The organism is Pectobacterium versatile, from assembly GCF_020166435.1.
Classification (GTDB): Bacteria; Pseudomonadota; Gammaproteobacteria; order Enterobacterales; family Enterobacteriaceae; genus Pectobacterium; species Pectobacterium versatile.
The window spans coordinates 317576-342562 of sequence record NZ_JAINZP010000003.1 but is presented as its reverse complement, the minus strand read 5'-3'; the positions used below and the strand labels follow the sequence as shown (position 1 = coordinate 342562).

General features: G+C 54.9%; 18 protein-coding genes and 1 pseudogene. 13 read left to right on the top strand and 6 right to left on the bottom strand.

Annotated features, from left to right (window positions below; all coding sequences use genetic code 11):
- The first annotated feature begins 172 nt into the window (after positions 1-172).
- The 12 genes and pseudogenes from K7X24_RS06335 (at position 173) to K7X24_RS06280 (ending at position 13766) form a co-directional block, all read left to right on the top strand.
- Positions 173-1774, top strand: a complete 1602-nt coding sequence (locus K7X24_RS06335) for an ABC transporter permease (protein ID WP_224553743.1) — start codon at positions 173-175, stop codon at positions 1772-1774.
- Positions 1771-2580 carry an ABC transporter ATP-binding protein gene (locus K7X24_RS06330; RefSeq protein WP_224553741.1) on the top strand — a complete coding sequence of 270 codons (810 nt, stop codon included), beginning with the start codon at positions 1771-1773 and terminating at the stop codon, positions 2578-2580. The genes K7X24_RS06335 and K7X24_RS06330 overlap by 4 nt, the downstream gene beginning before the upstream one ends.
- Positions 2581-2596: 16 nt before the next feature.
- A complete protein-coding gene (locus tag K7X24_RS06325) occupies positions 2597-4390 on the top strand; it encodes an aryl-sulfate sulfotransferase (protein WP_224553740.1) in 1794 nt (597 codons plus the stop codon).
- A gap of 142 nt (positions 4391-4532) precedes the next feature.
- Positions 4533-4739, top strand: coding sequence for a hypothetical protein (locus K7X24_RS06320; RefSeq protein ID WP_224553738.1), 207 nt, complete (start codon positions 4533-4535; stop codon positions 4737-4739).
- Positions 4740-4851: 112 nt separating this feature from the next.
- A pseudogene (locus K7X24_RS06315) lies at positions 4852-5256 on the top strand (transposase); the annotation flags it as partial.
- 185 nt (positions 5257-5441) lie between these two features.
- Positions 5442-6296, top strand: a complete 855-nt coding sequence (locus tag K7X24_RS06310) for an ABC transporter ATP-binding protein (RefSeq protein WP_224553736.1) — start codon at positions 5442-5444, stop codon at positions 6294-6296.
- Positions 6293-7129 (top strand): ABC transporter ATP-binding protein, encoded by an 837-nt coding sequence (locus tag K7X24_RS06305; RefSeq protein ID WP_224553734.1) that lies wholly within the window; start codon positions 6293-6295, stop codon positions 7127-7129. Before K7X24_RS06310 ends, K7X24_RS06305 begins: the two co-directional genes overlap by 4 nt.
- A gap of 85 nt (positions 7130-7214) precedes the next feature.
- Positions 7215-8462 (top strand): MDR family MFS transporter, encoded by a 1248-nt coding sequence (locus K7X24_RS06300; RefSeq protein WP_224553731.1) that lies wholly within the window; start codon positions 7215-7217, stop codon positions 8460-8462.
- Positions 8463-8472: 10 nt separating this feature from the next.
- Complete coding sequence (locus K7X24_RS06295; protein ID WP_224553730.1) at positions 8473-9984, top strand: ABC transporter substrate-binding protein; 1512 nt, start codon at positions 8473-8475, stop codon at positions 9982-9984.
- Positions 9985-10021: 37 nt separating this feature from the next.
- The gene (locus tag K7X24_RS06290) at positions 10022-11800 is read left to right on the top strand and encodes an ABC transporter permease subunit (protein WP_224553728.1); all 1779 of its coding nucleotides are present in this window, start codon (positions 10022-10024) and stop codon (positions 11798-11800) included.
- Between the two features lie 158 nt (positions 11801-11958).
- The gene (locus K7X24_RS06285; protein WP_224553726.1) at positions 11959-13419 is read left to right on the top strand and encodes an AMP nucleosidase; all 1461 of its coding nucleotides are present in this window, start codon (positions 11959-11961) and stop codon (positions 13417-13419) included.
- Between the two features lie 107 nt (positions 13420-13526).
- Positions 13527-13766, top strand: coding sequence for a hypothetical protein (locus tag K7X24_RS06280; RefSeq protein ID WP_010302100.1), 240 nt, complete (start codon positions 13527-13529; stop codon positions 13764-13766).
- A 69-nt stretch (positions 13767-13835) separates the two neighbouring features.
- Here the strand turns inward: K7X24_RS06280 and K7X24_RS06275 are convergent, their stop codons facing one another.
- The 3 genes from K7X24_RS06275 to K7X24_RS06265 form a co-directional block, all read right to left on the bottom strand.
- Complete coding sequence (locus tag K7X24_RS06275) at positions 13836-15155, bottom strand: hypothetical protein (protein ID WP_224553724.1); 1320 nt, start codon at positions 15153-15155, stop codon at positions 13836-13838.
- Positions 15156-15288: 133 nt separating this feature from the next.
- Positions 15289-16791: a glycine betaine/L-proline transporter ProP gene (proP, locus tag K7X24_RS06270; RefSeq protein ID WP_224553722.1), complete on the bottom strand. Its 1503-nt coding sequence runs from the start codon at positions 16789-16791 to the stop codon at positions 15289-15291.
- A gap of 274 nt (positions 16792-17065) precedes the next feature.
- Positions 17066-18058 carry a helix-turn-helix domain-containing protein gene (locus tag K7X24_RS06265; protein ID WP_411961337.1) on the bottom strand — a complete coding sequence of 331 codons (993 nt, stop codon included), beginning with the start codon at positions 18056-18058 and terminating at the stop codon, positions 17066-17068.
- A gap of 66 nt (positions 18059-18124) precedes the next feature.
- Here K7X24_RS06265 and K7X24_RS06260 point away from each other — a divergent pair, with 66 nt between their 5' ends.
- Entirely contained in the window at positions 18125-19111 is a 987-nt protein-coding gene (locus K7X24_RS06260) for a methyltransferase (RefSeq protein ID WP_224553718.1), read from the top strand.
- A gap of 167 nt (positions 19112-19278) precedes the next feature.
- Here K7X24_RS06260 and K7X24_RS06255 read toward each other — a convergent pair whose 3' ends face one another.
- From K7X24_RS06255 to patD, 3 genes are all read right to left on the bottom strand, one after another.
- Positions 19279-20946: a methyl-accepting chemotaxis protein gene (locus K7X24_RS06255; protein WP_224553716.1), complete on the bottom strand. Its 1668-nt coding sequence runs from the start codon at positions 20944-20946 to the stop codon at positions 19279-19281.
- An 812-nt stretch (positions 20947-21758) separates the two neighbouring features.
- Entirely contained in the window at positions 21759-23165 is a 1407-nt protein-coding gene (gene ygjG / locus K7X24_RS06250) for a putrescine aminotransferase (protein WP_224553714.1), read from the bottom strand.
- Positions 23166-23492: 327 nt separating this feature from the next.
- Positions 23493-24917 carry an aminobutyraldehyde dehydrogenase gene (patD, locus tag K7X24_RS06245; RefSeq protein WP_127031523.1) on the bottom strand — a complete coding sequence of 475 codons (1425 nt, stop codon included), beginning with the start codon at positions 24915-24917 and terminating at the stop codon, positions 23493-23495.
- Positions 24918-24987: the final 70 nt, after the last annotated feature.

The window sequence follows — 24987 nt, the reverse complement described above, 5'->3', positions numbered from 1 at the left end:
ATAACATTTACAGGTTTGTTCAGCGGAAAAAAGCATAAATCAGGGCTGGCGGGCTTGGGCTACGCGTATGCATTTATTGCACAACGACCATCGCTTTATTGCATTGGCGTTCAACGTCGAAACCTGTTTTTTATTCCCTATTCATCCAGCTGCGATGGTTTTCGGGAATAAAATGAATAAGTCGATACTGCTGAAAAAAAACGCGATCGTCTGGCCTGCTCTGCCGATAGCGCGGGTTTATTCTCTTGTCGTGTCAATAGTGGTGCCACTAATCGTGCCGCTGGCGCTGCTGGCGTTGTGGTCTATCAGCACCCATTACGGCTGGATGCCCGCCCAGATTCTCCCGGCTCCCGACATCGTCGCTAAAACCGCCGTCGAACTCTGGCACAACGATCTCCTGCCACAACTCTTTATCAGCCTGCAACGGTTAGCTAGCGGCCTGCTGGCAGGCGTACTGGCGGGGACGCTGCTTGGTGCGCTGATGGGAACCTCACGCCGTGCCGAACACCTGCTGCACCCGACGGTCTACGCACTGGCACAGATTCCAACGCTGGGCTGGATTCCGCTGTTTATGGTGCTGTTCGGCATCGATGACGGCCTGAAGCTCGCCGTCATCATCAAGGCCGTGATTATCCCCGTGACGCTGCATACGCAAACAGGCGTGCGCAACGTGCCGCATGCACTACAGGAAGTCGCTCGCACTCTGCGCCTGCCGTGGCATCAGCGCCTCATCAAATTGACGCTGCCCGCCGCGCTACCCACCTGGTTAACCGGCTTACGGCTGGCGCTCTCGCAGGCGTGGGTGTCGCTGATCGTGGTCGAACTGCTGGCATCATCGCAGGGCATTGGCTACCTGCTGGTATGGGGACGCCAGCTGTTTCAGTTGGATATTGTGTTTGTCTGTATCGCCATCATTGGGCTGGCAGGGCTGACGATGGAGTGGGCAATCAATCAACTGGAACGCCGTCTGGTTTTCTGGCCACATCTGCCGCTCAGCCGCTTAACCGCCGCACCGTCTCGTCGCTTATCGGCGTTGGTTTTGCCTTTTCTGCTTCTGCTGCTCTGGCAACAGGCCAGCCGTTTCGGCTGGATCGATCCGCTACTGCTGCCACCGCCCGCCGACGTGTGGCACATGCTGTTGCAAGGCGTGCGTGACGGCTCGCTCACCGAGGCGATGCAGGCCAGTCTGACCCGCGCGCTCGCCGGTGCGGTATGCGGGATTGTCGCGGGCCTCGTGTGCGGCGTGCTGCTGGGGCTGAATGCCACCAGCGACGCGCTCTTCACGCCTACGGTCGCGACGCTGCGTCAGATCGCGCTGTTTGCCTGGCTGCCGCTGCTGACCGCCTGGGTCGGCAACGATGAAACCGGGAAAATCACGTTTGTCGCGCTGGCCTCGTTCTTCCCCATGCTGGTGGCCAGCCATCGCGGTATTCGCCAGCGTTCACAAGCCTTACAAGAGATCGCGCAGGTGTTGCAGCTGCGTTTATCAACCCGTCTGCGGGTGCTGATCCTGCCGGGGGCCGCGCCCGCGATCTTCGCCGGTTTACGTCTGTCACTGATTTACGCCTGGCTTGGCACCATCGGTGCAGAATATTTCATGTCATCCGGCACCGGGATCGGCAGCCTGATGATCAACGCCCAACAGCTATTGGATATGCCCGTGATTATCAGCGGCATGCTGTTGATTGGATTAACGGGCGCGGTGCTCGACCGCGTCGGATTAGGTCTGGAACAGCGGATGACGCGCTGGCGTTCCGCAGGAGAAATCGCATGACGTCCACAACCCTTGAGGTATCACCGCCAGTCGTACAGTTCGATCAGCTGCGTAAACAGTTTCGTGTACAGGGCGAGTCGTTGACGGTAATCGATGATTTTTCACTGTCGATTCACAGCGGTGAACTGGTGGCGATTGTCGGCAGCAGCGGCTGCGGCAAATCCACGCTGTTGCGTATGCTGGTCGGGTTGGACAACGACTATCAGGGACGCGTGCTGGTTGAAGGAAAAACCGTGCGCGGCATCGGGCGTGAGCGTGGCATGGTGTTTCAGGAACCGCGCCTGTTTCCGTGGCTGACGGTGCGGCAAAACATCGCACTTGGACTGGCGAATGAAGCCATCGATAGCAAAGAGCGGAAGCGCCTGATCGATCATTTTATTCAGCTCGTCCATTTGCAGGATTTTGCCGATGCCCTGCCCGCCCAGCTTTCCGGCGGTATGGCGCAGCGTGTGGCTATCGCACGCGGGCTCGTCGCCAATCCACGCATCCTGATGCTGGATGAACCTTTTGGCGCACTGGATGCGTTGACCCGCCAGCAGATGCAGCAGGAGCTGCGCCGCATTCATCAGGCAGAAGGCACGACCACGCTGCTGGTCACTCACGACGTCGAGGAAGCCGTCTATCTCGCCGATCGCGTCGTCGTGCTGGCACCACGACCGGGACGTATCCGCCAGATTGCGACCATTTCGCTGCCGCATCCACGCCAGCGTGACAGTCAGGCCTTTCACCAGCAGTGCAGCGACTTGCTCGCACTGCTGACGCAGCCTGCCGATACGGCTGCCGACCCCTCTTATCTGAACACGTAAACACTGGAGCACCATTATGGGACACCCTTCCGTCTACCCGACCGGCACAACGATTTACAACCCGGAAAAAGCCTGGGGCGGCTACACCGTCTTTCAGGCGCTGGAACGTGGCGCGGTGCTGGTGGATATGAACGGCACCGAACTGCGCCTGTGGGAAGGTCTGCACGGCTTCCCTAACAAAATCCTGCCCGGCGGTTACATCCTCGGGCACAGCGGCGAACGTGATTCACGTTACGGCATGCAGGACATGGTCGATCTGATTCAGGTCGACTGGGACGGCAACGTCGTCTGGAAATTCAACGGCTATGAACACATTACCGATCCTGACCTTCCGCCAGAATGGATGGCACGCGTCCACCATGACTACCAGCGCAGCGGCAATCCGGTCGGCTATTACGCACCGGGTCAGGAACCGCAGTCGATTGGCGGCAACACATTATTGCTGGCGCATACCAACCTGCATAATGAACGGATCAGCGACAAACTGCTGCTCGACGACACCATCATCGAAGTGGACTGGGAGGGAAATATTTTATGGGAATGGCGTTGCAGCGACCATTTCGATGAACTCGGCTTTGATGACGACGCAAAAACCGCGCTGTACAACAATCCCAACCTGCGCAAAAGCGGCGGTGGGATGGGCGACTGGATGCACATCAACTCCATGTCGGCACTCGGTCCCAATCCGTGGTTCGATCAAGGCGATACCCGTTTCCACCCGGATAACATCATCTGGGACGCGCGCGAATCCAACATCATTGCCATCATCGACAAACAGAGCGGCAATATCGTCTGGCAGCTTGGCCCCAACTACAACACGCCTGAGCTCAAACACATCGGCTGGATTATCGGCCAGCACCACGCGCATATGATCCCGGCAGGCTTACCGGGCGCGGGCAATATTCTGGTGTTTGATAACGGCGGCTGGGCTGGCTACGGCGCGCCCAATCCGGCATCGGCTGACGGGGTGAAAAACGCCTGGCGTGACTATTCCCGCGTGCTGGAAATCAACCCAGTCACGCTGGATATTGTTTGGCGCTATTCACCCTACGAAGCGGGCATTCCGCACCCGACTGACGCCTTCCGTTTTTACAGCCCGTACATCAGTAATATCCAGCGCCTGCCGAACGGCAATACGCTGATTAACGAAGGGGCCAATGGTCGGTTGTTTGAAGTCACCACCGATCATGAAATTGTCTGGGAGTTTATTTCCCCCTATTGGGGTAAGACGGTGAACACCAACATGCTGTATCGCGCCTACCGCGTCCCCTATGAATGGGTGCCGCAGCTGCCGCGCCCACAGGAAACACCGGTGATTGCCCCTGATAATACTCAACTACGCCAGCCCGGAGCCGCCGCGCCCGGCTTCGCCAGCGTGATTCGTATTGACGGCACGCGCCCTTATAAAAAGAGCGGCGATGCCCTGTGTGTCGCGACCGACAGCGAAGATCTCAAGCGCAGTCCGAAGCTCTTTGCCGTCAACCGTGAGCGTTTTGCGCCACTCACCACCGACAGTTGGCCTGAACTGGCAGCGCAACCTGGCCCACAGCTGCTGCTGGTCGGCGCGGAGCGCTGCGTCCACTGCAAAAGCCTCTATCGCCAGTTAGAAGCGATTCTGGATAATGAGGAATACCGTCAATTACCAAGCCATTATCTGGACGCCGATCATCACATTGCCCTGGCGGAGAAATTGGCGGTGAGGACGCTGCCAACCCTGATCTGGATCGAAAACGGTGAAGAACAAGCACGCCTAAGCGGCGCCCAGCAGCCCGAACGCCTGCGCCAGTGGCTGACCACGCAACAGAGCTAACCCTCACACCTTAACGCGATCTCGCTCCCAGTGAGATCGCGTCTATCTGTACACTGCTCTTACACAAATGCCTCAACTTGCGGTGGTTTATATCTGGCTTAAAAAATTATGCAGCGGTGGGCGTGGCCGCCAAGTGAGCGGCATGGACGCCGCGAAAGTCAGTGCCGCGTCGGACAAAAACGTCAACGACGTTTTTGAACAGCACTTGTGCTGGCCCAAAGGGCGAGGTCCATTTATGGGGCGAGTAATCGCGTCACTGGCGGCTCGACTAGCGGTCATGTACACCGATGGCACCGCGCAGCGGCATAATTTAGCCGGAAGCCAGGGTTCTCAGGGCGACGGCAATTGAGCGCCCTGAGTCGGGCGCGTGTTCGGTATCACAAATGAGTAGCGGCAGTGCAGCGCACGAAACGACCTCTGAATCTTCATGGGAATGTGACTAAAAGGTAGCCATACGACTCGATATGCTGGAATTAGCACAGGATATCGGGCTATTATTTGAGCGCTGGCAGGTACCACTGCCGCAAAAAAGAGCGATACTGTTTTACATCGCACGAAGCGGCAACACCTCAAGGCCAGCAGAATTTATTGAGGCCGTCGCGCAGTCTCTGTCAACGGATCGGGAGGCGATCATGACCATCGCACAGCAGCTTGAGAAAATCGGGTTTGAAAAAGGCATACAGCAGGGGATACGGCGCGGCATGGAACAAGGAATACAGCATGGTATGGAGCAAGGTATGAAAGCCAGTGCTCGAAATATCGCTCGTCAGCTTCTGCTTAGCGGCATGGAACCTGCTCAGGTTTGTCAGATGACTCAGTTGAGCGCGGCGGAACTGGTGCAGCTTGCTGATTCATCGAATGAGTAAGCTCTAAAGATAGTCTGCACCTTCCTACAATTTATTCTCCCCCCTCTTTTTCATCATCGACGCGGTCAGCTAAGGCTGCGTCGCGGCGCCAATTTATAGGCTCTGGATCACATTTCCTTTGCATCACGCCGTTGTATTTTGTTATGTTATTACATATCGATTTACACTAACCCTATACGTTAACCATGATTAACTGGAACAGACACACAGATGCCATTCTTCAGGTAGAGAACCTGAGCCTGTCTATTGGTGGTGAAACCAAGGTCAGCGATATCAGCTTTACGCTGTTCGCGGGTGAACGTGTCTGTTTACTCGGTGCATCCGGTTCCGGTAAATCCCTCACCGCAAAAGCGGTCATCGGAACACCGCCGTCGGGCTGCCAGATTAGCGGCAGTATTCGGGTGAATGGCGAAGAAATCAGCCAGTTGAAAGCGCTGGCGCGCCCGCAGGTCAGCCGCGTCTCTGCCGTGTTCCAGGACTCCGCAACGGCACTTAATCCTCTCATGCCGTTGGGAAAACAGCTGTCTCTGGCGTTGAAAACCACCTCTTCCTCTGAGCTTTCTGCACTTTTGGCTGCCATGAAGCTGGATGATATTCCCAACCTCCTGCAACGCTATCCTGCCGAACTGTCCGGCGGCCAGCGCCAGCGCATTTGTATTACCCTCGCCCTACTCGGCAAGACACGCTTGCTGGTGGCGGACGAACCGACAACCGCGCTCGATGTCATTACCCAGAAGCAAGTATTGCAGGTCTTACAGGAACGTAGCGCGCAGCCGGATGCTCCTGCCCTGCTGTTTATTACGCATGATATCGCCGTTGCTGCCCAACTCTGCCAGCGTGGCCTGGTGATGGAAAACGGGCAAGTCATTGAATCCGGCAGTATGCAGCAACTACTGAATGCACCACAGCAGCCGTATACCCGCAGTCTGGTCGCTGCCGCACGTCGCGCCGACACGCTTTTATCTGACAATCTTTTTCCTGATAATCTTTTTCCTGACACGGTGTTACCCACCGCTGTTGCCGGAGCGCTTGCCGGATGAACCACCACCTGCACGCGGTTCCCTCACCGTTTTTAAGCCTTGAGCACGTCAGCCGCTATCGTCAGACGTCACGTTTGCCGTGGCAAAAGGCCGATCCTGCCAGTGCCATTTTTCACGACCTGTCGCTAAACCTGCAACAGCACGAACGCGTCGGGCTGGTCGGTGCTTCCGGCTGTGGTAAATCCACGCTGCTAAAAACCCTGCTCGCGCTTGAAGCGCCAGAAAGTGGCGCGGTGTACTGCGACGGCAACGTGATTAAACCCGGTTCGGTACGTTCGCTGCTCTGGTATCGCCGCCGCGTCCAATATATTCCGCAGGAGCCGGCAGGCTCGCTCGCGCCACATCAACGCGTCGCCGATCTCCTCATCGAGCCGCTGAAGCGACTCCGTCCCGATGAGAACCGTCACGCTAATGGAAATCATTCTGCCCGCCTGAACGAAGTCATGGATCAGGTAGGACTGAGCGTCACGCTTCTGGATAAGGTCGCGGGGCAGCTTTCCGGGGGACAGGCACAGCGTGTCGCGCTAGCACGAGCGCTGATTGTTCGACCCGAATTTTTACTGGCGGACGAGCCCGTCAGCGGTCTGGATTTACCGCTGCGCGAACAGATTAAAGCCCTGCTTCAGCAGGTCACCGAACAAAACAAAATGGGCTTGCTGATGGTCTCGCACGATATTTCCATGCTCGCCGGGCTGTGCGACAGGATGCTGGTCATGGACGGCGGACGCATTATTGAAGATCGCCCCACGACAGAGGTGCTGGCTTCACCGCAGCAGGCGCACACTGCTCATCTGTTACAGGCCGTCCCCGCGCTATCGACGTCAGGCTATTAGCTCGCTGAAAACGCGCTTTTTACAATAAAATATCGCATCAATAACACATTCCCCCCGTAACGGGCTTTTTATAACGGATCATGACATGTCAGACCTTACCGCCAACCGCTCACCACGGCCTTATCCCCCGTTACTTCTGGGTAGCCAGCTTGTTTTCAATATTGGCTTTTATGCCGTCGTGCCGTTTCTGGCGATTTTCCTGCGCGACGACATGCTGCTTTCCGGCTGGGCTATCGGGCTGGTGATTGGCCTACGCACCTTTTCTCAACAGGGCATGTTTTTAGTCGGCGGCGCGCTGGCTGACCGATTCGGCGCGCGCGTGATCATTCTGTGTGGCTGTGTCGTGCGTATCAGCGGCTATCTTCTGCTGGCGTTAGGCGACTCTCTGTGGCCGATCATCCTCGGTGCCTGTCTGACCGGCGTCGGCGGTGCCCTGTTCTCTCCCGCCATCGAAGCACTGATGGCACAGGCCGGTACGCAAAGTGAAAAAGAGGGAAAACGCAGCCGCTCCGAGTGGTTCGCCCTGTTTGCCATTTGCGGCGAGTTAGGCGCGGTGCTGGGGCCGTTGCTCGGCTCAGTGCTGGCCGGATACGGATTCCAGCGCGTGGCGCTCGCGGGCGCGGGCGTGTTTGTTATCGCGCTCATCGTCCTGTTTTTCAGCCTGCCACCGACGCAGCGCAATCGGGGAGAATTACAGATTGCCCCGTGGTGGGAAACGTTCCGCCAGCGCCGTTTTGTCGCGTTCATCATTGCCTACAGCGCTTATCTGTTCAGCTACAACCAGCTCTATCTGGCACTGCCGGTTGAACTGCATCGCTCCGGCAGCAGCGAGAAAGATCTCGGCCCGCTGTTTGTCCTGGCCTCCCTGCTGGTGATCGGGTTACAGCTTCCGCTGGCGCGTTTTGCTCGCCGGGTTGGCGCGGCACGCATGCTGCCACTGGGTTTCGCGCTGCTGGCAGCGTCGTTCTTTAGCGTCGCGCTGTTTGCTTCCAGCACGCCGCCTGACGGGTGGCAGCGCCTGCTTCCGGCTATCTCGTTAATTACGCTGCTGACGCTGGGGCAGATGTTAATCGTCCCCGTCGGGATGGACCTCATCCCACGCTTTGCCAACAACAAAAACCTGGGTGCGCACTATGGCGCGCTGGCATCGATGGGCGGCATCGCGGTACTGGTCGGCAACTTTATACTCGGCAGCCAGCTCGATCGCGCGCTAACGCCGTCGCCACAGGCCGCCATTCCGTGGGTGCTGCTCGCCGCCGTGCCGCTGTGCAGTTCGCTGGCCATGATGGTCATCTGCCGCCCGTTTAAATCCGCTTCAACCGTGAATGAATAAGGACAGACTGATGAATATGCGCAATCTCCTGTGGCCCGTTTCCGGCTTGCTATCAGCCACGCTGCTGCTTTCAGGCTGCTTCAATGAGCCCGAGGAAAACCACACCTCACATCATGACGGTCGAATCAAACTGGCAATGCTTCAGCCACCGCGCTCCGGCCTGACGCCGCTGAGCGATGATGCCTTTAAGCTGTCGCGCTGGAGCACGGCAGAAACGCTGGTGGTGCTCGACAAACTCGGCGAAGCTCAGCCTGCGCTGGCGACAAAATGGCAGCAGATCGATGATAAATCCTGGCATTTTGAACTGCGGCCAAACGTCCATTTTCACGATAACACCACCTTAAACGCCGCCACCGTAGTGAATGCGCTCACCGTGGCCTCCACCGCTGCCCCCAAACCGCGCATTCTGGACGGCGTGCAGTTAACGGTAAAAGCCGATGGCGATAACGCCGTCATTGTCTCCACCGCTAAAGCGGATCCACTGCTGCCACAGCGTTTATCCAGCCCGCAATTGGCGATTCTCTCCACCGCGGCATACGGTAAAAACGGCGTCGTCAATCCGATCAACACCGGAAGCGGCCCGTTCGTTCTGCGTACCGTCACCGGCACCAGCAGCGCGGTGTTGGATAGATTCGACGGTTATTGGGGTGATAAAGCACAGGCCAGCGGTATCGACGTCAGTTTTGTGTCCGACGGCGCGGCACGCGCTGCTGCATTACGTACCGGCACGGCAGACATTGTCGAAGCCATTCCGGTTTCTCAGGCACCGCTGCTGGATCAATCGTTGGTGCATGAAGTCCCCATGCCCCGCACCAATACGCTGTATCTGAATACGCGTCATGGCGTGATGCAAGATCCCGCGATGCGTGCTGCCGTGCGCGATGCAATTAATCGCCAGCAGCTGGTGGATAACGTCTATGAGAAACGTGCTGATATCGCGCAGGGTCTGTTAGGTCCCGCGCTGCCGTGGGCTGCGGAACTGCGTCAGCCGGTAGCGAATCCGGTCAAAGCCGGTACACCTGCGGGAGCCACCATCACGCTAGCAACGTTCAGCGATCGCGCCGAACTGCCTGAAGTCGCAGTCTATCTGGCACAGCAGCTCACCGCCGCTGGATTTACGGTGAAACAGGTGGTGCGTGAGTATGCGCAGATTGAGTCCGACGCGCTGGCAGGCAAGTTTGATGCCTTTATTTTATCCCGCGCCACCGTACTGGATTCCGGCGATCCGGTGGCTTATCTGTACAGCGACTTCGCCTGTGAAGGGTCGTTCAATATCGCTCAGCTGTGCCGCCCGGAAATCGATCAGGCGCTGCAAAAAGCGGCCGCGATTCCTGCGGGCGTTGCACGCCGTCAGGCCATCATGCAGGCAGAAAACCTGATCCTGGCCAGCGATGCCGCGATCCCGATGCTGCATGAGCGCGTAATTCAAGGTGAAAGCGCACAGGTCAAAGACGCACTGCGCGACCCGCGTGAACGCACACTGATTAACGCCGCCACGCATATTGCCACCAGCGCCAAGTAACGGATAGCGCACCCGCAACCAGAAAGATGACGAGTTTATGAGCGAATCGCTGTATTGCCGCACCTGTGCGACCATCAACCAGACGCAACGCCCGCGATACGGCGTGCTGATCCCGCTGTTTTCGCGGCTGCTGACGCTGGCGGGCATCGTGGTACTGATTGGCATGTTGCCGTGGCTATCCGGTCAGGATCCGGCGCTGGCGCTGCTGCGTGCCCGTTCAGGCGAGCAGGAAGCGACGGCAGAAACGCTAAACGCAATTCGTCACTCTCTTGGGCTGGATCAAGGCCCGTTGCAGCTGCTGTTGAACTGGCTGACGGGCCTATTGCACGGCGATGCGGGTAACTCCTGGGTTTCTGGTCGACCGGTTCTTCCGGGGATGTTGCAGGCGGCGGGCGTCTCGCTCACGCTGATGGCGTCTTCGGCGCTGGTGGCCTTTACGCTGGCTGCCGTACTGTGCGCCCCTACCTTTCGGCAAGGGTTACGCGGTCAGGTTCATCGGTCAGGTGGCCTGTTTGCCGCCTTGTTTACCGCACTGCCCGAATTCCTGCTGGCGTCATTTCTGCTGATCGTCGGCGCCGTCTGGCTACAGTGGTTCCCACCCTATGGCTGGCTAGGCTTGCACTACGCGGTACTGCCATCGCTGGCGCTCGGTATTCCAGCAGGCGGTTACCTTGGCCGAATTATTGCCGACGCGCTATCCGCCACTTTCAGTGAAAACTGGCTCACCACCTGGAGCGTGTCGGGCGTAAGCCGCCGTCATATCGCACTGGCAGTGCTGAAGCGCACGTTGCCCAGCGTGATGCCACTGGTCGGGCTGGTTCTGGTTTCGTTAACCGGCGGTGCTATCGCCGTCGAAAAAGTGTTCGCGATTCCCGGTCTGGGACGTGCAACGCTGGGGGCAGCGGCCGCGCAGGATCTGCCCGCCTTGCAGGTCGGCGTGCTGATTCTCTTACTCATCGCCTCGCTGGCTGGCATAGCCGCCAGCGGCGTGCGACTGCTGATTCTCGGACGCGCGCTGCGGAGCGGCGCTATGCCGGTGCCGGAAGAACACGGTAGCCCTGCATCTCGTCATGCTATCTGGCTGCCGATTATCTGCGTGCTGCTGCTGGCGCTTCTGCTGCTGGCTGGCCTGCCGCGCGATCCCTATACCTCCGCCTTTCTGCGCCTGCAACCGCCGTCGTTCCTGCTGCCTTTTGGCGCGGACGCGATGGGGCGCGATTTATTGGCGCGCGTCGCACACGGCACGCTAAATACCTGTCTGCTGGCGCTGGCGGTGTCACTGGCCTGTCTGGCGATTGGCCTGTTAGTTGGGCTGTTTCCGCGTCTGTTCAGCGGCCCTATCGAAGTGACTAACGCTCTGCCGCCAGTGATTGCCGGGCTGCTGGTTGCTGCGGTTAATGGTCCGACGGCAACGGGCGCGGCGATTGCCGTCATTGCCGTCAGTTGGGCTCCGCTCGCGGCCCACACGGCAGCACTGGTCGCCGAAATCAATGCGCGCCCTTATATTCGGATGTTGCCGATTCTCGGCGTCGGTCCAATACGGCGCAGCCTGTTCTATATTCTGCCCGCGCTGATTGGTCCGCTTTTCCGTCACGCCATGCTGAAACTGCCGGGCATCGCGCTGGCGCTAGCATCGCTCGGCTTTTTAGGTCTGGGCGCGTCACCACCGACGCCAGAATGGGGACGCGTTCTAGCCGAAGGCATGCCATATATCGAACGTGCCTTCTGGGGCGTGCTGGCACCAGCTACCGCACTCGGCGTGCTGTCGATACTGGCCGTGAGCGCAGCGAATCTCTCCAGTCGCCACAAACACTAATCTATCGAGAGACACCGCCTAAGCGTCCGTCTCTCTCCACGTTCACAGCCCTGCCAGATTTCACGATGGCGGGGCTGTGCATCTTCAGTTACGCTGTGAGCGAATCTCTGCCGAAGTACAGAATTGAATATGTGCAGAGCGTGATTAAAGGAGAGAATATGCATAACAGCGGATCCCACGTCAGTCTTACCGTCACTCAGACTCTGGATAAACTGGAAGCGCTGTATGATGACGCCGTCTCAGCGCTGCGCGACGCCATCAGTGACTTCATCAATGATGGCACACTGCCCGATGCCACCGCGCGTGCAGCAGGACTATTTGCCTACCCAGCCTTACGCGTCAGTTGGAGTGGCAATTCGACCGGTCATCCCCGCCATCGCGCCTATGGGCGTTTTACTCATCCCGGCAGCTACTCCACTACCGTTACCCGTCCGGCATTTTTGCGTGCTTATCTGGCGGAACAGTTGGCGCTGCTGGAAGGGGATTATGACGTCACCATCGAGGTCAGCCCGTCGCAGCAGGAAATCCCGTTCCCCTACGTGCTCGACGGTTCCGACCTGATTCTTGATCGTTCCATGAGCGCAGGCATCGCCAAGCATTTCCCTACGACAGAACTGTCGCAGATTGGGGACGAGACGGCAGATGGGCTGTTTCACGCCACCACGACATCGCCGCTGTCGCACTTCGACGCGCTGCGTACCGATTTCTCGCTGGCGCGACTTCGCCACTATACCGGCACGCCGGTAGAACATATTCAGCCGTTCATTCTCTTCACCAACTACACCCGCTATGTCGATGAGTTTGTGCGCTGGGCCTGTGCGCAAATTGCCGATCCCGATAGCCCGTATGAGGCGCTGTCCTGCGCGGGGGGGATTTATATCACCGCCGACACGCCTAATCCCGAACAGACGGTGTCCGATCTGGCCTGGAAGAACCACCAGATGCCCGCCTATCATCTGATTCCTCGTCAGGGTAAAGGGATTACGATGGTCAACATCGGCGTCGGGCCATCCAACGCTAAAACCATCTGCGATCACCTCGCGGTGATGCGTCCGCATGCCTGGCTGATGATCGGCCACTGCGGCGGCCTGCGCGAAAGCCAGTCCATTGGCGATTACGTGCTGGCGCACGCTTACCTGCGTGACGACCACGTACTGGACGCCGTGCTGCCGCCGGATATCCCGATTCCCAGCATCGCCGAGGTGCAGCGCGCGCTGTACGACGCGACCAAGATGGTCAGCGGGATGCCGGGGGAAGAAGTTAAACAGCGCCTGCGTACTGGCACGGTTGTGACCACCGATGATCGCAACTGGGAGCTACGCTATGCGGCCTCTGCCCTGCGGTTTAACCTCAGTCGCGCCGTGGCGGTAGATATGGAAAGTGCGACGATTGCCGCACAGGGGTATCGCTTCCGCGTACCTTACGGCACGCTGCTGTGCGTCTCGGACAAGCCGTTGCACGGTGAAATCAAGCTGCCGGGACAGGCGAACCGTTTCTATGAAGGGGCGATTTCAGAGCATTTGCAGATTGGCATCTGTGCCATCGATCTGCTGCGGGCGGAAAGCGACAAGCTGCACTCACGTAAGCTGCGCACCTTTAACGAGCCACCGTTCCGTTAATCGAACGGCGTTGTTCAGACAGCCGACCCTATTCAGGCGGTCGGCTGCTCTGGCGCGACTAAATACGTTATGTTATAACAGACCAAATTCCATAGCGGATGTGCCCAATGAAAAAAGGTCTGTCAGTTCTGTTTCTTTCCCTGGTGGCAGCACAAGCTTCCGCTTTTCAGGCGAAGATAGCCCAGTCCGATGATGCTGGGTTACGTAATATCGATGAGGCCAAGCGCACTTTCTCTGGCTTTACGCCAATGGGACTGGAAACCATTCACCCCGGTCAGTGCGATGCGACCTCTGTTAATGGCTGTGGTTGCCCATTTTGTACTCAGCTGCGGCTCGTGGGTCGCTAAGCATCGCACCTTTGGCATCGAAAATGCGGGCATCCCTGCCCGCATATCACTTCAACCCTGATTGGGCTTTTAGCGCTTACCCGCCAACTCGGTGGGTGCGCCATCAATTTTAATATCCAACCCCTGCTTCGCGCTGTTCAGGTAAAACTCACGAATTCGCTGATTCACTGGATCGCTGACGTACACGCTGCCGCCGACAATGGCGAGCGATGGTGTTGGCGTTTTCGCACCGTAAGCGCAGTCAAACGGCTCAACCGCATCAAAGCTGGCGATTTGTTTCCAGTTCGGTGCTACGTCATACAACCGCAGCTTGCCATCCGGCGTCAGGTTGGCGACCCGCTTGCCATCAGCAGAGACTTCAAATTTGCACACGGCCTGAGCGTCTGGGATAGCAAACGTATCCTGTGCCGTGAGCTTTTTCGCCTGAGGATCGATGCGAATGAGAGCATTAAACGGTTGCCCACCCAGCCCACCGTAATTACCAACCACATAAGTGCCTTGCAGGCCGGATTTCAGCGTGCTGGTACGGCGATCGTCAGGGTACGCAAGCTTATGCGATACCCATTTCCCGCTCTGCTGTTTTACGACCAAAACACCGCCGTCGCTTTTCGCATCGCCATCCGATAATTTCGCGTTACAGCCAAAAACGTGGACGTGATTTAGCGCGCTGTGCCCATGAAACTCTTTACAAGAACGCTGGAGATCCTGCTCCTGATTAAAGTCCGCTATCGCTTTCCAGTCCTTGTCTTGCTGATAAACAACAAAACCGTTAGGACGCGATGTCACCGTTTTATCATCCCCTTTGGCATAGGCTGCTTTCGGCACGGAAATCAGCCACTGATTATTCCCCAACGGTGCGGTGATGCCGTGCTGCGGTGCCGGACTTTTGCGCTTCTCAACAACAGGATTCGCGCTATCCAGATCCGACAAGCGGATCATGACCGATTCTGGCTTGCTGGGGCCGTCCCACGGACGTAAGCCATCGTACGACCAGGCCACCCAGCCATTCTCCGAGGTAATATGTGAGGGTTTGTCTCCCGTTACCCGCAGCGGTAGAAGTCGCGGTTCACCTTTATGCACATCCAGATGGTCATCGTGCGATTCATAGGTCAGGCCGGTATCAAGAAAAGCGATAGTGCCTGCATCATCATAAAGGTTGACGATTGTGAATCGCCCATCCTCTGTAGGCACCAACGCCGCATTCGCCCGGCCCACGTCAAAGGTATGCGTAACCTTGAAGGTATCCAGATCCAGCACGCTGAGCGTCGGTTTCTGGTGATCGGAAAAGATTAACCGCCCGCGCAATACCTCATGATCGTGCGCCTGAACGCTCGCACTCCCCGCCCCCATCAACAGCGCCAGAGTCGCTGCGATTGTCGTTTTCTGCATCTTTCTCTCCGTGATGTTATTGTGATTTATAGTTATGTTATAACATAACAATTAAAGATACCAGAATTGGGCAGGAAGGGGCATAGCAAAAGCGCCACATCTGTGGCGCTTGCTTAAGACAGTAAAATTGAGGCTAATTAATCTCAGGATGCTGCTCGGTCAGCCGTTTTCTTTTCTTCTCCAGTTCGGCAATTTGCTCATCAATTTCTTCTATTTTCTGCTCGATATTGTCGTACTGTTCCTGCAACAGCTCTTTGGCTTCCGTCCGATCCGATGCCGCTGGCGTTGCGCCTTTCAGCGGCTGGTTAGCGGTTTCCCGCATCGACATCCCCGTAATCAGGCCGATCAGTCCAATCACCATCAGGTAATACGCCGGCATATATAAATTACCGGTAGACTCCACCAGCCACGCCGCCGCCGTTGGCGTAAAGCCCGCAACCAGCACGGAAACGTTAAATGACGTCGCCAGCGCGCTATAACGAATATGCGTGGGGAACAGCGCAGGAAGCGTTGAAGCCATCACCCCCGTGAAGGAATTCAGCAGCACGGCCAGCATCAACAATCCGCAGAAGATCAGCCCAATCACATCGCTGTTAATCAAGACAAAGCTGGGCACCGACAGCAACAGCAGCCCAATACTGCCGCAAATAATAAATGGTTTACGCCCGTAGCGGTCGCTCATTAGTCCCATCACTGGCTGCACAAACAGCATCCCGATCATGACGGCAATAATAATCATCACCCCATGATCTTCCGAGTAATTCAGGCTGTGTGAAAGATAGCTCGGCATATAGGTCAGCAGCATGTAATAGGTGACATTGGTGGTAATCACCATCCCGATACAGATCAACAAACCTTTCCATTGTTTGGTCACAATTTCACGCAGGGAGATCTTCGGCGGGGATTGGATGCTGTCTTTTGATTCTTTATCAATCTTGTCAACGTGCTGTTGGAACGTCGGCGTTTCTTCCAGCGCATGGCGCAAATAAATCCCGATTAATCCGAGCGGTGCGGCAATAAAGAACGGGATACGCCATCCCCAGTCCAGAAAGCTTTCTTCTCCCACGATGGAAGAAATGAGCACCACGACACCTGCCCCCATTACGAACCCGGCAATAGAGCCGAAATCCAGCCAACTCCCTAAAAAGCCGCGTCGTCTGTCCGGGGAATATTCAGCAACGAAAATCGCCGCACCGGTATATTCTCCCCCGACGGAGAATCCCTGCGCCAGTTTCGCCAACAGCAGTAATATCGGTGCCCAAATACCAATCGATTCATAGGACGGAATCAAGCCGATACAGAATGTACTCACCGACATGATAATAATGGTGATCGACAAGACTTTCTGGCGACCAAATTTATCCCCCATCGCACCAAAGAATATCCCGCCAAGTGGCCGAACCAAAAAGGGAACCGAGAACGTCGCCAGCGCGGCAATCATTTGTACGCCAGGATCGGCGCCGGGGAAAAAGACCTGTCCGAGTGCATATGCCACAAAGCCATATACGCCAAAATCAAACCACTCCATCGCATTACCCAATGCGGCGGCGGTAATGGCTTTTTTGAGTCTGGCATTATCAATAATGGTAATGTCCTGAATTTTCATCGGTTCGATTTTTTTCTTTTTTAATCTCATCCTTTTTTCCTTTGCTTAAAAAGCGACCCTTTATTAAAAATAAAATGCTCTCTTTCATGCACAGGGAACCACCCGACTGTGCGCTGAAAAATGAACAGTTTATTGGCCGTAATATTCATTACACGTTGATACTGCTGGATGAAGTATAGAAGAATTTGGACAAAAGCTCGGATTCAAACACCGCATGCCGAAATAACGCACGGGAATATAATAAAAGGAAAATAACGGTAAATAGTTATGACAACATCATCACATTAATATCAGTGGGGTATTTTTACTTACGTGAAGCAATCATTTTCGGGTTACGGTTAAAATAGCGCGTAAATGCCAGACTGAAATTAGCGGGATGTCGATAGCCAACTTGCCAGGCAGTCTGCGCCACCTGAAATCCCTGTTCCAGTAGCTGATGCGCCCGTTCCATCCGCATCTGCAATAGCATCTGACCCGGCGTGGTCGCAAAGCAGCGATGAAACCCAAGCTTGAGTCTGGATTCGCTCATTCCTGCCTGTGCCGCAATGCAGGCCAGCGTCAGCGGTTCAGCCAGATGTTCACGCATCCAGCAGCATACTTGATCTATTTGCTGCCGTTCCTGTGGATGAATACCGCTTCGTTTCTCTTCCGGTTGCAGGACGTGCCGATACTGCGCCAGCAGGCTTAAGACATGGATATGGCGATTTAACGGATCGGCGTCAGCGCACAGCGCATTGACATGAACCTGACTTGCCGCAGATAGGGGCGTAAACGCACGCTGTTCTACCCCAACGTCACTGAATAGCTGCTCCGCACAGTTCGCGCCAAAATAGCGAGTCACTGCCGTTTTTCCCACCAGCAGCCGTAGCTGATCGACCTGCTGTTGAGCCTGATAATGGCGTTCGCCCACGCTGGTGCCAAACGTTGTGATAGTGACATGCTGTTGACGAAACCAGATCGATGAGCCGCCACAATCGTAATAAGCAGACTCCCCTGCCAGCGCAAACGTCATGACCAGCATCGGCTGCGAATGCGGGTTCTGTGTTTCTTCCACCAAGTCGCGGCGCGGGCGATATTGCGAACGAGCCAGCGACAGATCTGCATCAATACGGCTGAAATCCGACCAACATTCACCGATAACGCCCGGCAGTGTTCGACGCGAATCAGAACGATTCACCTCACCCACACGACATCGATCGCCTGATGATAATCCCTCTCGCCCCTGCGGCTGCCTTTGCGCCATCTTCCCCCCGCCGTTTCGCATATGAAAAACGCCGTCTTGCATAACAATGAACATAATAACGATTCTCATTTATAGATAGCATATTCCCTATCGACTGACCATCAATGAGAAAGACCGTTTATGAATCCATTAGAGACGTTATGGCAGCTTGCCGCCAGCAGCGTGAAGGCTGACGCCTTACATCTGGCGCTGGAACAGCAGATTTTCGACCGGCTGGAAGAGGTCACCACACCGGAACAGCTGGCAGAAGCGCTGGGCTGGCAGCCGGAGAAAACCGGGTTTCTGCTTGAGATCCTGTGGAGCATGCAGCTATTGACGCGTCATCACGACGGTTATCGCACCGCTCCGGCCTGTGCCGCCGTGCTCTGTCGCAGCAGTACACGTTTTCTGGGCGACGCCTGGCGTTTTCGCCTGACCAGCCTGCGTCAGTTTGGTCAGGGACTCGGCGACGGTATGCCTCAGCCGCTGCAAACGCAGTTGAGCGAGTTACCGCGTGATGCAGCGTGGGCCAACGCAGCAGAACAGCAGATCGCACAAGAGCAGCGGGCAGTGACGGCCGACCGTGCTGAGCAGTTGATCTCCAGCCTGCCGGATTTTCCGCAAATCAGGCACGTTCTCGATCTGGGCGGTGGCCCCGGCTGGGTGGCGATTACGCTGGCGCTGCGTCACCCTCAGATCTCCGGCACGGTGTATGACCTACCGCAGACCGCCGCCGTGGCCCAACGCAATATCGACAGTACCGGGTTATCCGCTCGTCTGTCAGCGCAAAGCGGTTCGTTTCCCAGCGAAAAATACGATCTGATTTGGAGCTCTTCTTTCCTGCATTTTGTCGAAGACATTCCCGCCATGCTGAGCACACTCCACGACGCGCTAACATCGGAGGGCACGCTGATTCTGGCACAGGCGGAGATCGCTGAAGCACCGGAGGATGCCGCACCGGTTCTGCCGTTTTATCTGCCGATGCAAATGAGTGGACGCCACGTCACGCGGGAAGGCCAACTGACGCAGTGGTTACTGGCTGCGGGCTTTACCTCTGTCGAAACTCATCGTCATCAGGCATTCCCCATGGCACCGCTGAATGTGCTGATCGCCCGTAAACACCGATAACCGCGCATTCGCAAGTCATGCTTCCTGAATGTAAACAGCCTCCAGAATGCAAAAAGCCAGTCAGCAAAAACTGACTGGCAAATAAAACTTTCAATAACACTATCTGCTTTATGATTCCCTATTTTCACTCTATCCCTGACGTGCTGGCGGCCATACTATTTTCATTATCAGAAACGGGTCCAGTCAGACGCACTAGGGGCATGTGCTTTGGAAGAGACTGGAAGCATAGCAACAAGCGACAGCGTCTCCGTTACTGGCTGCTTTGGCGCCGATCGTTCATATCCCGCAATCCTGAACACCGAGACTTCTCTGACAAGCTGATCCGCTTGCTCCTTGAGGCTTTGTGCTGCCGCAGCGGATTCTTCCACTAACGCGGCATTTTGTTGTGTTGTCTGATCCATTTGGCTGACAGCGATACCGACCTGCTCAACCCCTGTCGATTGTTCAGCACTTGCGGAGCTAATCTCTAATACGGTATCGCTCAACTGGCGGATGGACATCACCACCTGCTGCATCGTTTCCCCCGCTTTATTCACTAATACCGAACCAAGCTCGACACGTTCAACGCTCGCAGTAATCAGTTTTTTGATCTCTTTAGCGGCTTCTGCGCTACGCTGTGCCAGATTACGCACTTCCCCCGCCACAACAGCGAATCCTCGCCCTTGTTCGCCAGCTCGGGCAGCCTCAACGGCGGCGTTAAGCGCCAAAATATTCGTCTGGAACGCAATGCTGTCGATGACATTGATAATGTCCGCAATACTGCGCGAACTTTCATTAATGGACTTCATCGTGTCCACCACGTCATTGACAACATTCCCTCCCTGAAGGGCAACGGTACTCGCATTTTGCGCCAGCACATTAGCCTGACGGGCATTGTCGGCATTGTTTTTTACCGTCATCCCTAATTGCGTCATGGTTGAAGAAGTTTCTTCGAGTGCGCTCGCCTGTTCTTCGGTTCGTGATGACAAATCAGCGTTACCCTGAGCAATCTGCATGCTGGCCGTCGCGACACTCTCCGCATTATTTCTGACGCCAATAACCATCCGCGTCAGCGCAGCCTGCATCTCTTTCATTTCTTCCAACAGCAGGCCCGTTTCATCACGGCTATTCACATCAATTGAACCACTCAGGTCGCCTGCACTAATACGTTTCGCAGAGGAAAGTGCCGTGGATAACGGTATGGTGACGCTACGGGTTAATGACCAGGCAGTAAGGCACCCTAAAGCAGTTGAGAAAATGGAGAGCACCAGCATCCACAACAGCGCATTAGTAATATACGTTCTCGTCACCTGTTTGGCATGATCAACAAACGATACCTGTAGTTCGGTAAATTCACTTAATTTGGCAAAATAAACGGCCTGAATGTTTGCTATATCACCAAATACCAATTCTGTTGCCAGCGCATCTTCATCTTCCATCGCATAGCCAATCGCTTTATTAATGCTCAGGCTATACTGTTTTCTGATATCGATAAGCTGATTAAATAACTCCCGCGCATGTTCCGAATTGACCATACCATCAAGCTTTTTATATATATCACTTGCCGTATCAGTCGTTTTTACTATGGTCGCCTTTAGTTCCTGTTTTTCTTGCGTTCTGTCTGCGGGGAGGAGAATAATATCACGCAGCGTGCGAACATTGGTGTTCAACACGTCCTGAATATCGCGCAGCATGTCGACCTTAACCATTCTATCTTCAGTCACCTCATCAAATTCAGCGCCAATATTTTTCATGAAATAATAGCTGATGGATGACAAAGTCAGTGTCAATAAAATTAATAAGCCAAACCCCAAAAAAAGCCGACTGCCAATTTTTATGTTTTTAAAAAAAATCATGTTAGCACCAGAATATTACATTTTAAAAATCGTTACCCAACCACGATTGATGACATAGTCAGCCGCTGTCTGTTTAACGAAAAAACAGTACAGACGGTAAAGCGAACCGCTATCGCACCGGGCTCCCTGGCTTCTCTAAATCTCTTATTTTCTGATGCATGTAACAGAATACTGGCATAAGAAATCCATTTGGCCATATATTGTTATATCTCACACTGCATGTATCTTTGTGATATTTGCTTACTGAAACGGTTTACTTGATAAAGTAATTTAACTCTCCTTTTTTATTCCTCGCTGAAATTCACATTATTTATTGCATAATAAAAAGCAAGCTATTGCTCAAAGAAAGCTAAAAGCTTTAGCCCTCACCTACCGAATTCGAGTTAGTGTTACGCTTAATTATTGAGAGTCTGTATAAATAAAAAACAACGTCAGATCGAAGCAAGCTACATTCTATAACCATACACTATCACAAATGGAATATCGATCGGAAATAACGATCATTAAACCGTTCAATTTTCTTTGTTCGATCGTTTTTTTCTATCAAAAAATAATAATGGGAAAAATCTGAGTTTCATTAATTAAATCAGACTTATAAGTTAGAACACTAATAGTTAATATTAAGTAACAATACCGTCCATATCATTACGCTTTGTGACACTCAATATAGTGTAACGTGACTGAATTAATTAGATTTAAAGCATAATGGCAGGTCCCCGCGTCTCGCAGGAAGATAAAAAAAGCCAGTCAATAAGGGCTGACTGGCTTTCGGAGTGAACATAATCGGGTGCTGCGTGTTTCCGTCTCGTTTTTCACTCTACCGCATATTCCTTCATTTTATTTTCGTCAGGCATTGTGTCATTGAGTTTCTTGAGCACTTCCTTCGCTTCTTTCAGCACTCGGGCACATTGCTCGCGCGTGATGGTAAGCGGTGGCTCAATCCTGACCGATTTAGCATTATTCAAAGTGCCCGCAACCAGAACATTACGTTGAAACAGCTCTTTCGCGAAGGCATACCCGATCTCGTTTTTCCTGAACTCGATAGCCTGCAACAGCCCCATTCCTCGTGCTTCGATAATCAATTGAGGATATTCGGCTGCCAGCTGCTGTAAGCCCTGCAACAAAAATTCCCCCTGTATCGTCGCCTGTTCCGGCAGATTCTTCGTCAGCAACTCATTAACCGTCGCCAGCGCCGCCGCGCAGGCCAGCGGATTGCCGCCAAACGTGGTGGTATGCAGGAATGGATTTTCAAACAGCACGGAGAAAACTTCTTCCGTTGCCACCGTTGCGCCAATCGGCATCACGCCGCCGCCCAGCGCCTTCGCCAGACACAGAATGTCGGGCTGCACGCCATAATGCTCACAGGCGAACATCTTGCCCGTGCGCCCCATGCCAGTTTGTACCTCATCCAGAATCAGCAATGCCCCAACCTCATCGCATAATGCTCTGACCGCAGGCAAGTAATTTTCCGGAGGCACAATCACACCGCCTTCCCCCTGAATAGGTTCAAGGATGATGGCAGCAACGTCATCGCCGGTCTTCTGGCATTGCTGAACCTGCTTGCGCATGGCGTTGATGTCGCCAAAAGCAACATGATGAAAGCCGGGTAACAGCGGCATAAAAGGACGACGAAACGCGGGTTTGGCGGTGGCGGAAAGCGCGCCCAGCGATTTCCCGTGGAATGCGCCTGTCGCGGCGATAAAGGTATATTTACCGCGTGGTGACTGGTAAGCCTTTGCCAGCTTTAACGCAGCCTCAACCGATTCCGTTCCACTATTGCAGAAGAAGCTGTATTTCAGATCGCCCGGCGTCAGCGCCGCCAGCGTTTTCGCTAACAGCCCCCGCAGCGGATCGAGCAGTTCCTGACTGTGCAGCGGTTGTCTGGCGAGCTGGCGCTCAACGGCAGCAATGACGTTAGGGTTACGATGCCCAACGTTAAAAATGCCGTAACCGCCGAGGCAGTCCAGATATTCATTCCCTTGGGTATCAATCAGCGTATTCGGGCCGCTGGCGCGCCATTCGACTGCGCCGTAGTCGCCGCCGGTAGTGACAGATTTTCGGTACTCCAGAAAACCCGGGTTGACGTATTCGCGAAAACAACTCAAAACTTCTCGATTCAGTGCCGCCATGTCATCGTGGGATAGCGTGTCACTATGAATCCAATGCAGTGCCTGCTGAGTACACTCTAGCGGGTTAAGGTGGGCGTTTGATCTGGACAAAATGCGCTCCTTGAAAACGGACATCACGCGATGCCACTTTAATTAATGCACATAACACGCCAGTCGCCCGCCCCAAATCAGAATAAAATACAAAAACGCGATCTAATCCAAAAATTCAGCAGATGATTTGAACTAAATAAGAATGAACGGAATTAATAACCAACAAGAATGGCGAATGCCAGTATGAAGAAAATCAAAGCATCTTGTGATGCCCTACTTTTGTCCAGCGCGCCCTTTTTTGGGGCACGCCGGGGCTGGATAAACGTGCTATGTCATTACCCGCTTGTCGTTCAGGATAAACAGAACCCTGCGGCAGACAGAAGATCATCAGTGCCGGATCATGATATGGCGCACGATGGTGTAGTCCTCCAGACCGTACATCGACATATCCTTGCCGTAGCCAGAGAGCTTCTGCCCACCGTGCGGCATTTCACTCACCAGCATGAAGTGGGTATTCACCCAGGTACAACCGTACTGAAGGCACGCGGCTAGACGGTGCGCCCGCCCGATATCGCGCGTCCAAACCGACGAGGCCAGCCCGTAATGTGAGGCATTCGCCCAGCCAATCACCTGTGCTTCATCGTCAAACGGTGTGATGGATATCACCGGGCCAAACACCTCTTTCTGAACGATTTCGTCTTCCTGCTTTGCCCCCGCCAGCACCGTAGGCTGGAAGTAAAATCCCTGCCCTTTCACCCGTTCGCCACCAGTCACCACCGTAATGTGCGGCAGCGCTTTGGCACGTTCGACAAAGCCAATCACGCGTTCCAACTGTGGCTCGGTAATCAATGGCCCCAGCTCGGTCGTTTCATCATGTGGATCGCCTATTTTCAGCGTCGCTACCGCTTTTCCTAATGCTTCTACGACCTCATCGTAGATCCCTCGCTGCACATACAGCCGACAGGCCGCGGTACAGTCCTGCCCCGCATTGTAAAAACCGAAACTGCGGATTCCATCAACCACCTGATCGATATCAGCATCATCGAAGACAATCACTGGCGCTTTGCCGCCCAGCTCCATATGGGTTCGTTTTACGCTCGCGGCGGTATGCGACAGAATATGCGCCCCGGTCGCAATCGAACCAGTCAGCGATACCATATTGACTTTCTCATGCCCCGTCAGCGCATCGCCGATATCCGCCCCGCGCCCGAACACGATATTCACCACGCCCGCCGGCAGGATCTCCGCCAGCAGATGCGCCAGATAGAACGTGGTCAGCGGGGTTTGTTCCGCCGGTTTCAGCACCACGCAGTTTCCCGCCGCCAGCGCGGGTGCCAGCTTCCACGACGCCATCATCAACGGGTAATTCCACGGTGCGATGGACGCCACCACGCCAACCGGATCGCGCCGGATCATCGAGGTGTGTCCTTCAAGATACTCTCCCGCCGCCGAACCGCTCAGGCAGCGTGCCGCACCGGCAAAAAAGCGAAACACATCGGCGACCGCAGGCACTTCATCATTCAGCGCCGCATGGTAGGGCTTACCGCAGTTCAGCGATTCAAGCTCGGCAAACGCCTCAGCATTTTCCTCGATGGCATCGGCAATTTGTAGCAACAGCGTCGCGCGCGTTTTCGGTGTGGTCTGGCCCCAGTGTGCAAAAGCGGACTCTGCAGCCAGAACGGCTGCATCAACCTGGTGCAGATCGGCCTGCGCAATGGCGGCAATTTGCTCTCCTGTGGCAGGATTAAATACCGCTAACGCCTCGCCTTTCCCCGCGACCAGCTTGCCTTCTATCAGTAATTTATCGTGCATACATTTTCCTTACAGAGAGAAAACCATCTTGTTTTTCATCACTATCTGCAAAATGTCTGTGCAAAAAACC

Excerpts from the sequence above, each read along its gene's own strand:
- K7X24_RS06305 (WP_224553734.1), top strand. The coding sequence starts at position 6,293 with ATGAACCACCACCTGCACGCGGTTCCCTCACCGTTTTTAAGCCTTGAG.
- K7X24_RS06335 (WP_224553743.1), top strand. The coding sequence starts at position 173 with ATGAATAAGTCGATACTGCTGAAAAAAAACGCGATCGTCTGGCCTGCT.
- K7X24_RS06260 (WP_224553718.1), top strand. The coding sequence starts at position 18,125 with ATGAATCCATTAGAGACGTTATGGCAGCTTGCCGCCAGCAGCGTGAAG.
- K7X24_RS06295 (WP_224553730.1), top strand. The coding sequence starts at position 8,473 with ATGAATATGCGCAATCTCCTGTGGCCCGTTTCCGGCTTGCTATCAGCC.
- K7X24_RS06280 (WP_010302100.1), top strand. The coding sequence starts at position 13,527 with ATGAAAAAAGGTCTGTCAGTTCTGTTTCTTTCCCTGGTGGCAGCACAA.
- K7X24_RS06300 (WP_224553731.1), top strand. The coding sequence starts at position 7,215 with ATGTCAGACCTTACCGCCAACCGCTCACCACGGCCTTATCCCCCGTTA.
- K7X24_RS06310 (WP_224553736.1), top strand. The coding sequence starts at position 5,442 with ATGATTAACTGGAACAGACACACAGATGCCATTCTTCAGGTAGAGAAC.
- K7X24_RS06255 (WP_224553716.1), bottom strand. The coding sequence starts at position 20,946 with ATGATTTTTTTTAAAAACATAAAAATTGGCAGTCGGCTTTTTTTGGGG.
- K7X24_RS06320 (WP_224553738.1), top strand. The coding sequence starts at position 4,533 with ATGGACGCCGCGAAAGTCAGTGCCGCGTCGGACAAAAACGTCAACGAC.
- K7X24_RS06275 (WP_224553724.1), bottom strand. The coding sequence starts at position 15,155 with ATGCAGAAAACGACAATCGCAGCGACTCTGGCGCTGTTGATGGGGGCG.
- K7X24_RS06285 (WP_224553726.1), top strand. The coding sequence starts at position 11,959 with ATGCATAACAGCGGATCCCACGTCAGTCTTACCGTCACTCAGACTCTG.
- K7X24_RS06265 (WP_411961337.1), bottom strand. The coding sequence starts at position 18,058 with ATGTTCATTGTTATGCAAGACGGCGTTTTTCATATGCGAAACGGCGGG.
- patD (WP_127031523.1), bottom strand. The coding sequence starts at position 24,917 with ATGCACGATAAATTACTGATAGAAGGCAAGCTGGTCGCGGGGAAAGGC.
- K7X24_RS06290 (WP_224553728.1), top strand. The coding sequence starts at position 10,022 with ATGAGCGAATCGCTGTATTGCCGCACCTGTGCGACCATCAACCAGACG.
- K7X24_RS06330 (WP_224553741.1), top strand. The coding sequence starts at position 1,771 with ATGACGTCCACAACCCTTGAGGTATCACCGCCAGTCGTACAGTTCGAT.
- K7X24_RS06325 (WP_224553740.1), top strand. The coding sequence starts at position 2,597 with ATGGGACACCCTTCCGTCTACCCGACCGGCACAACGATTTACAACCCG.
- proP (WP_224553722.1), bottom strand. The coding sequence starts at position 16,791 with ATGAGATTAAAAAAGAAAAAAATCGAACCGATGAAAATTCAGGACATT.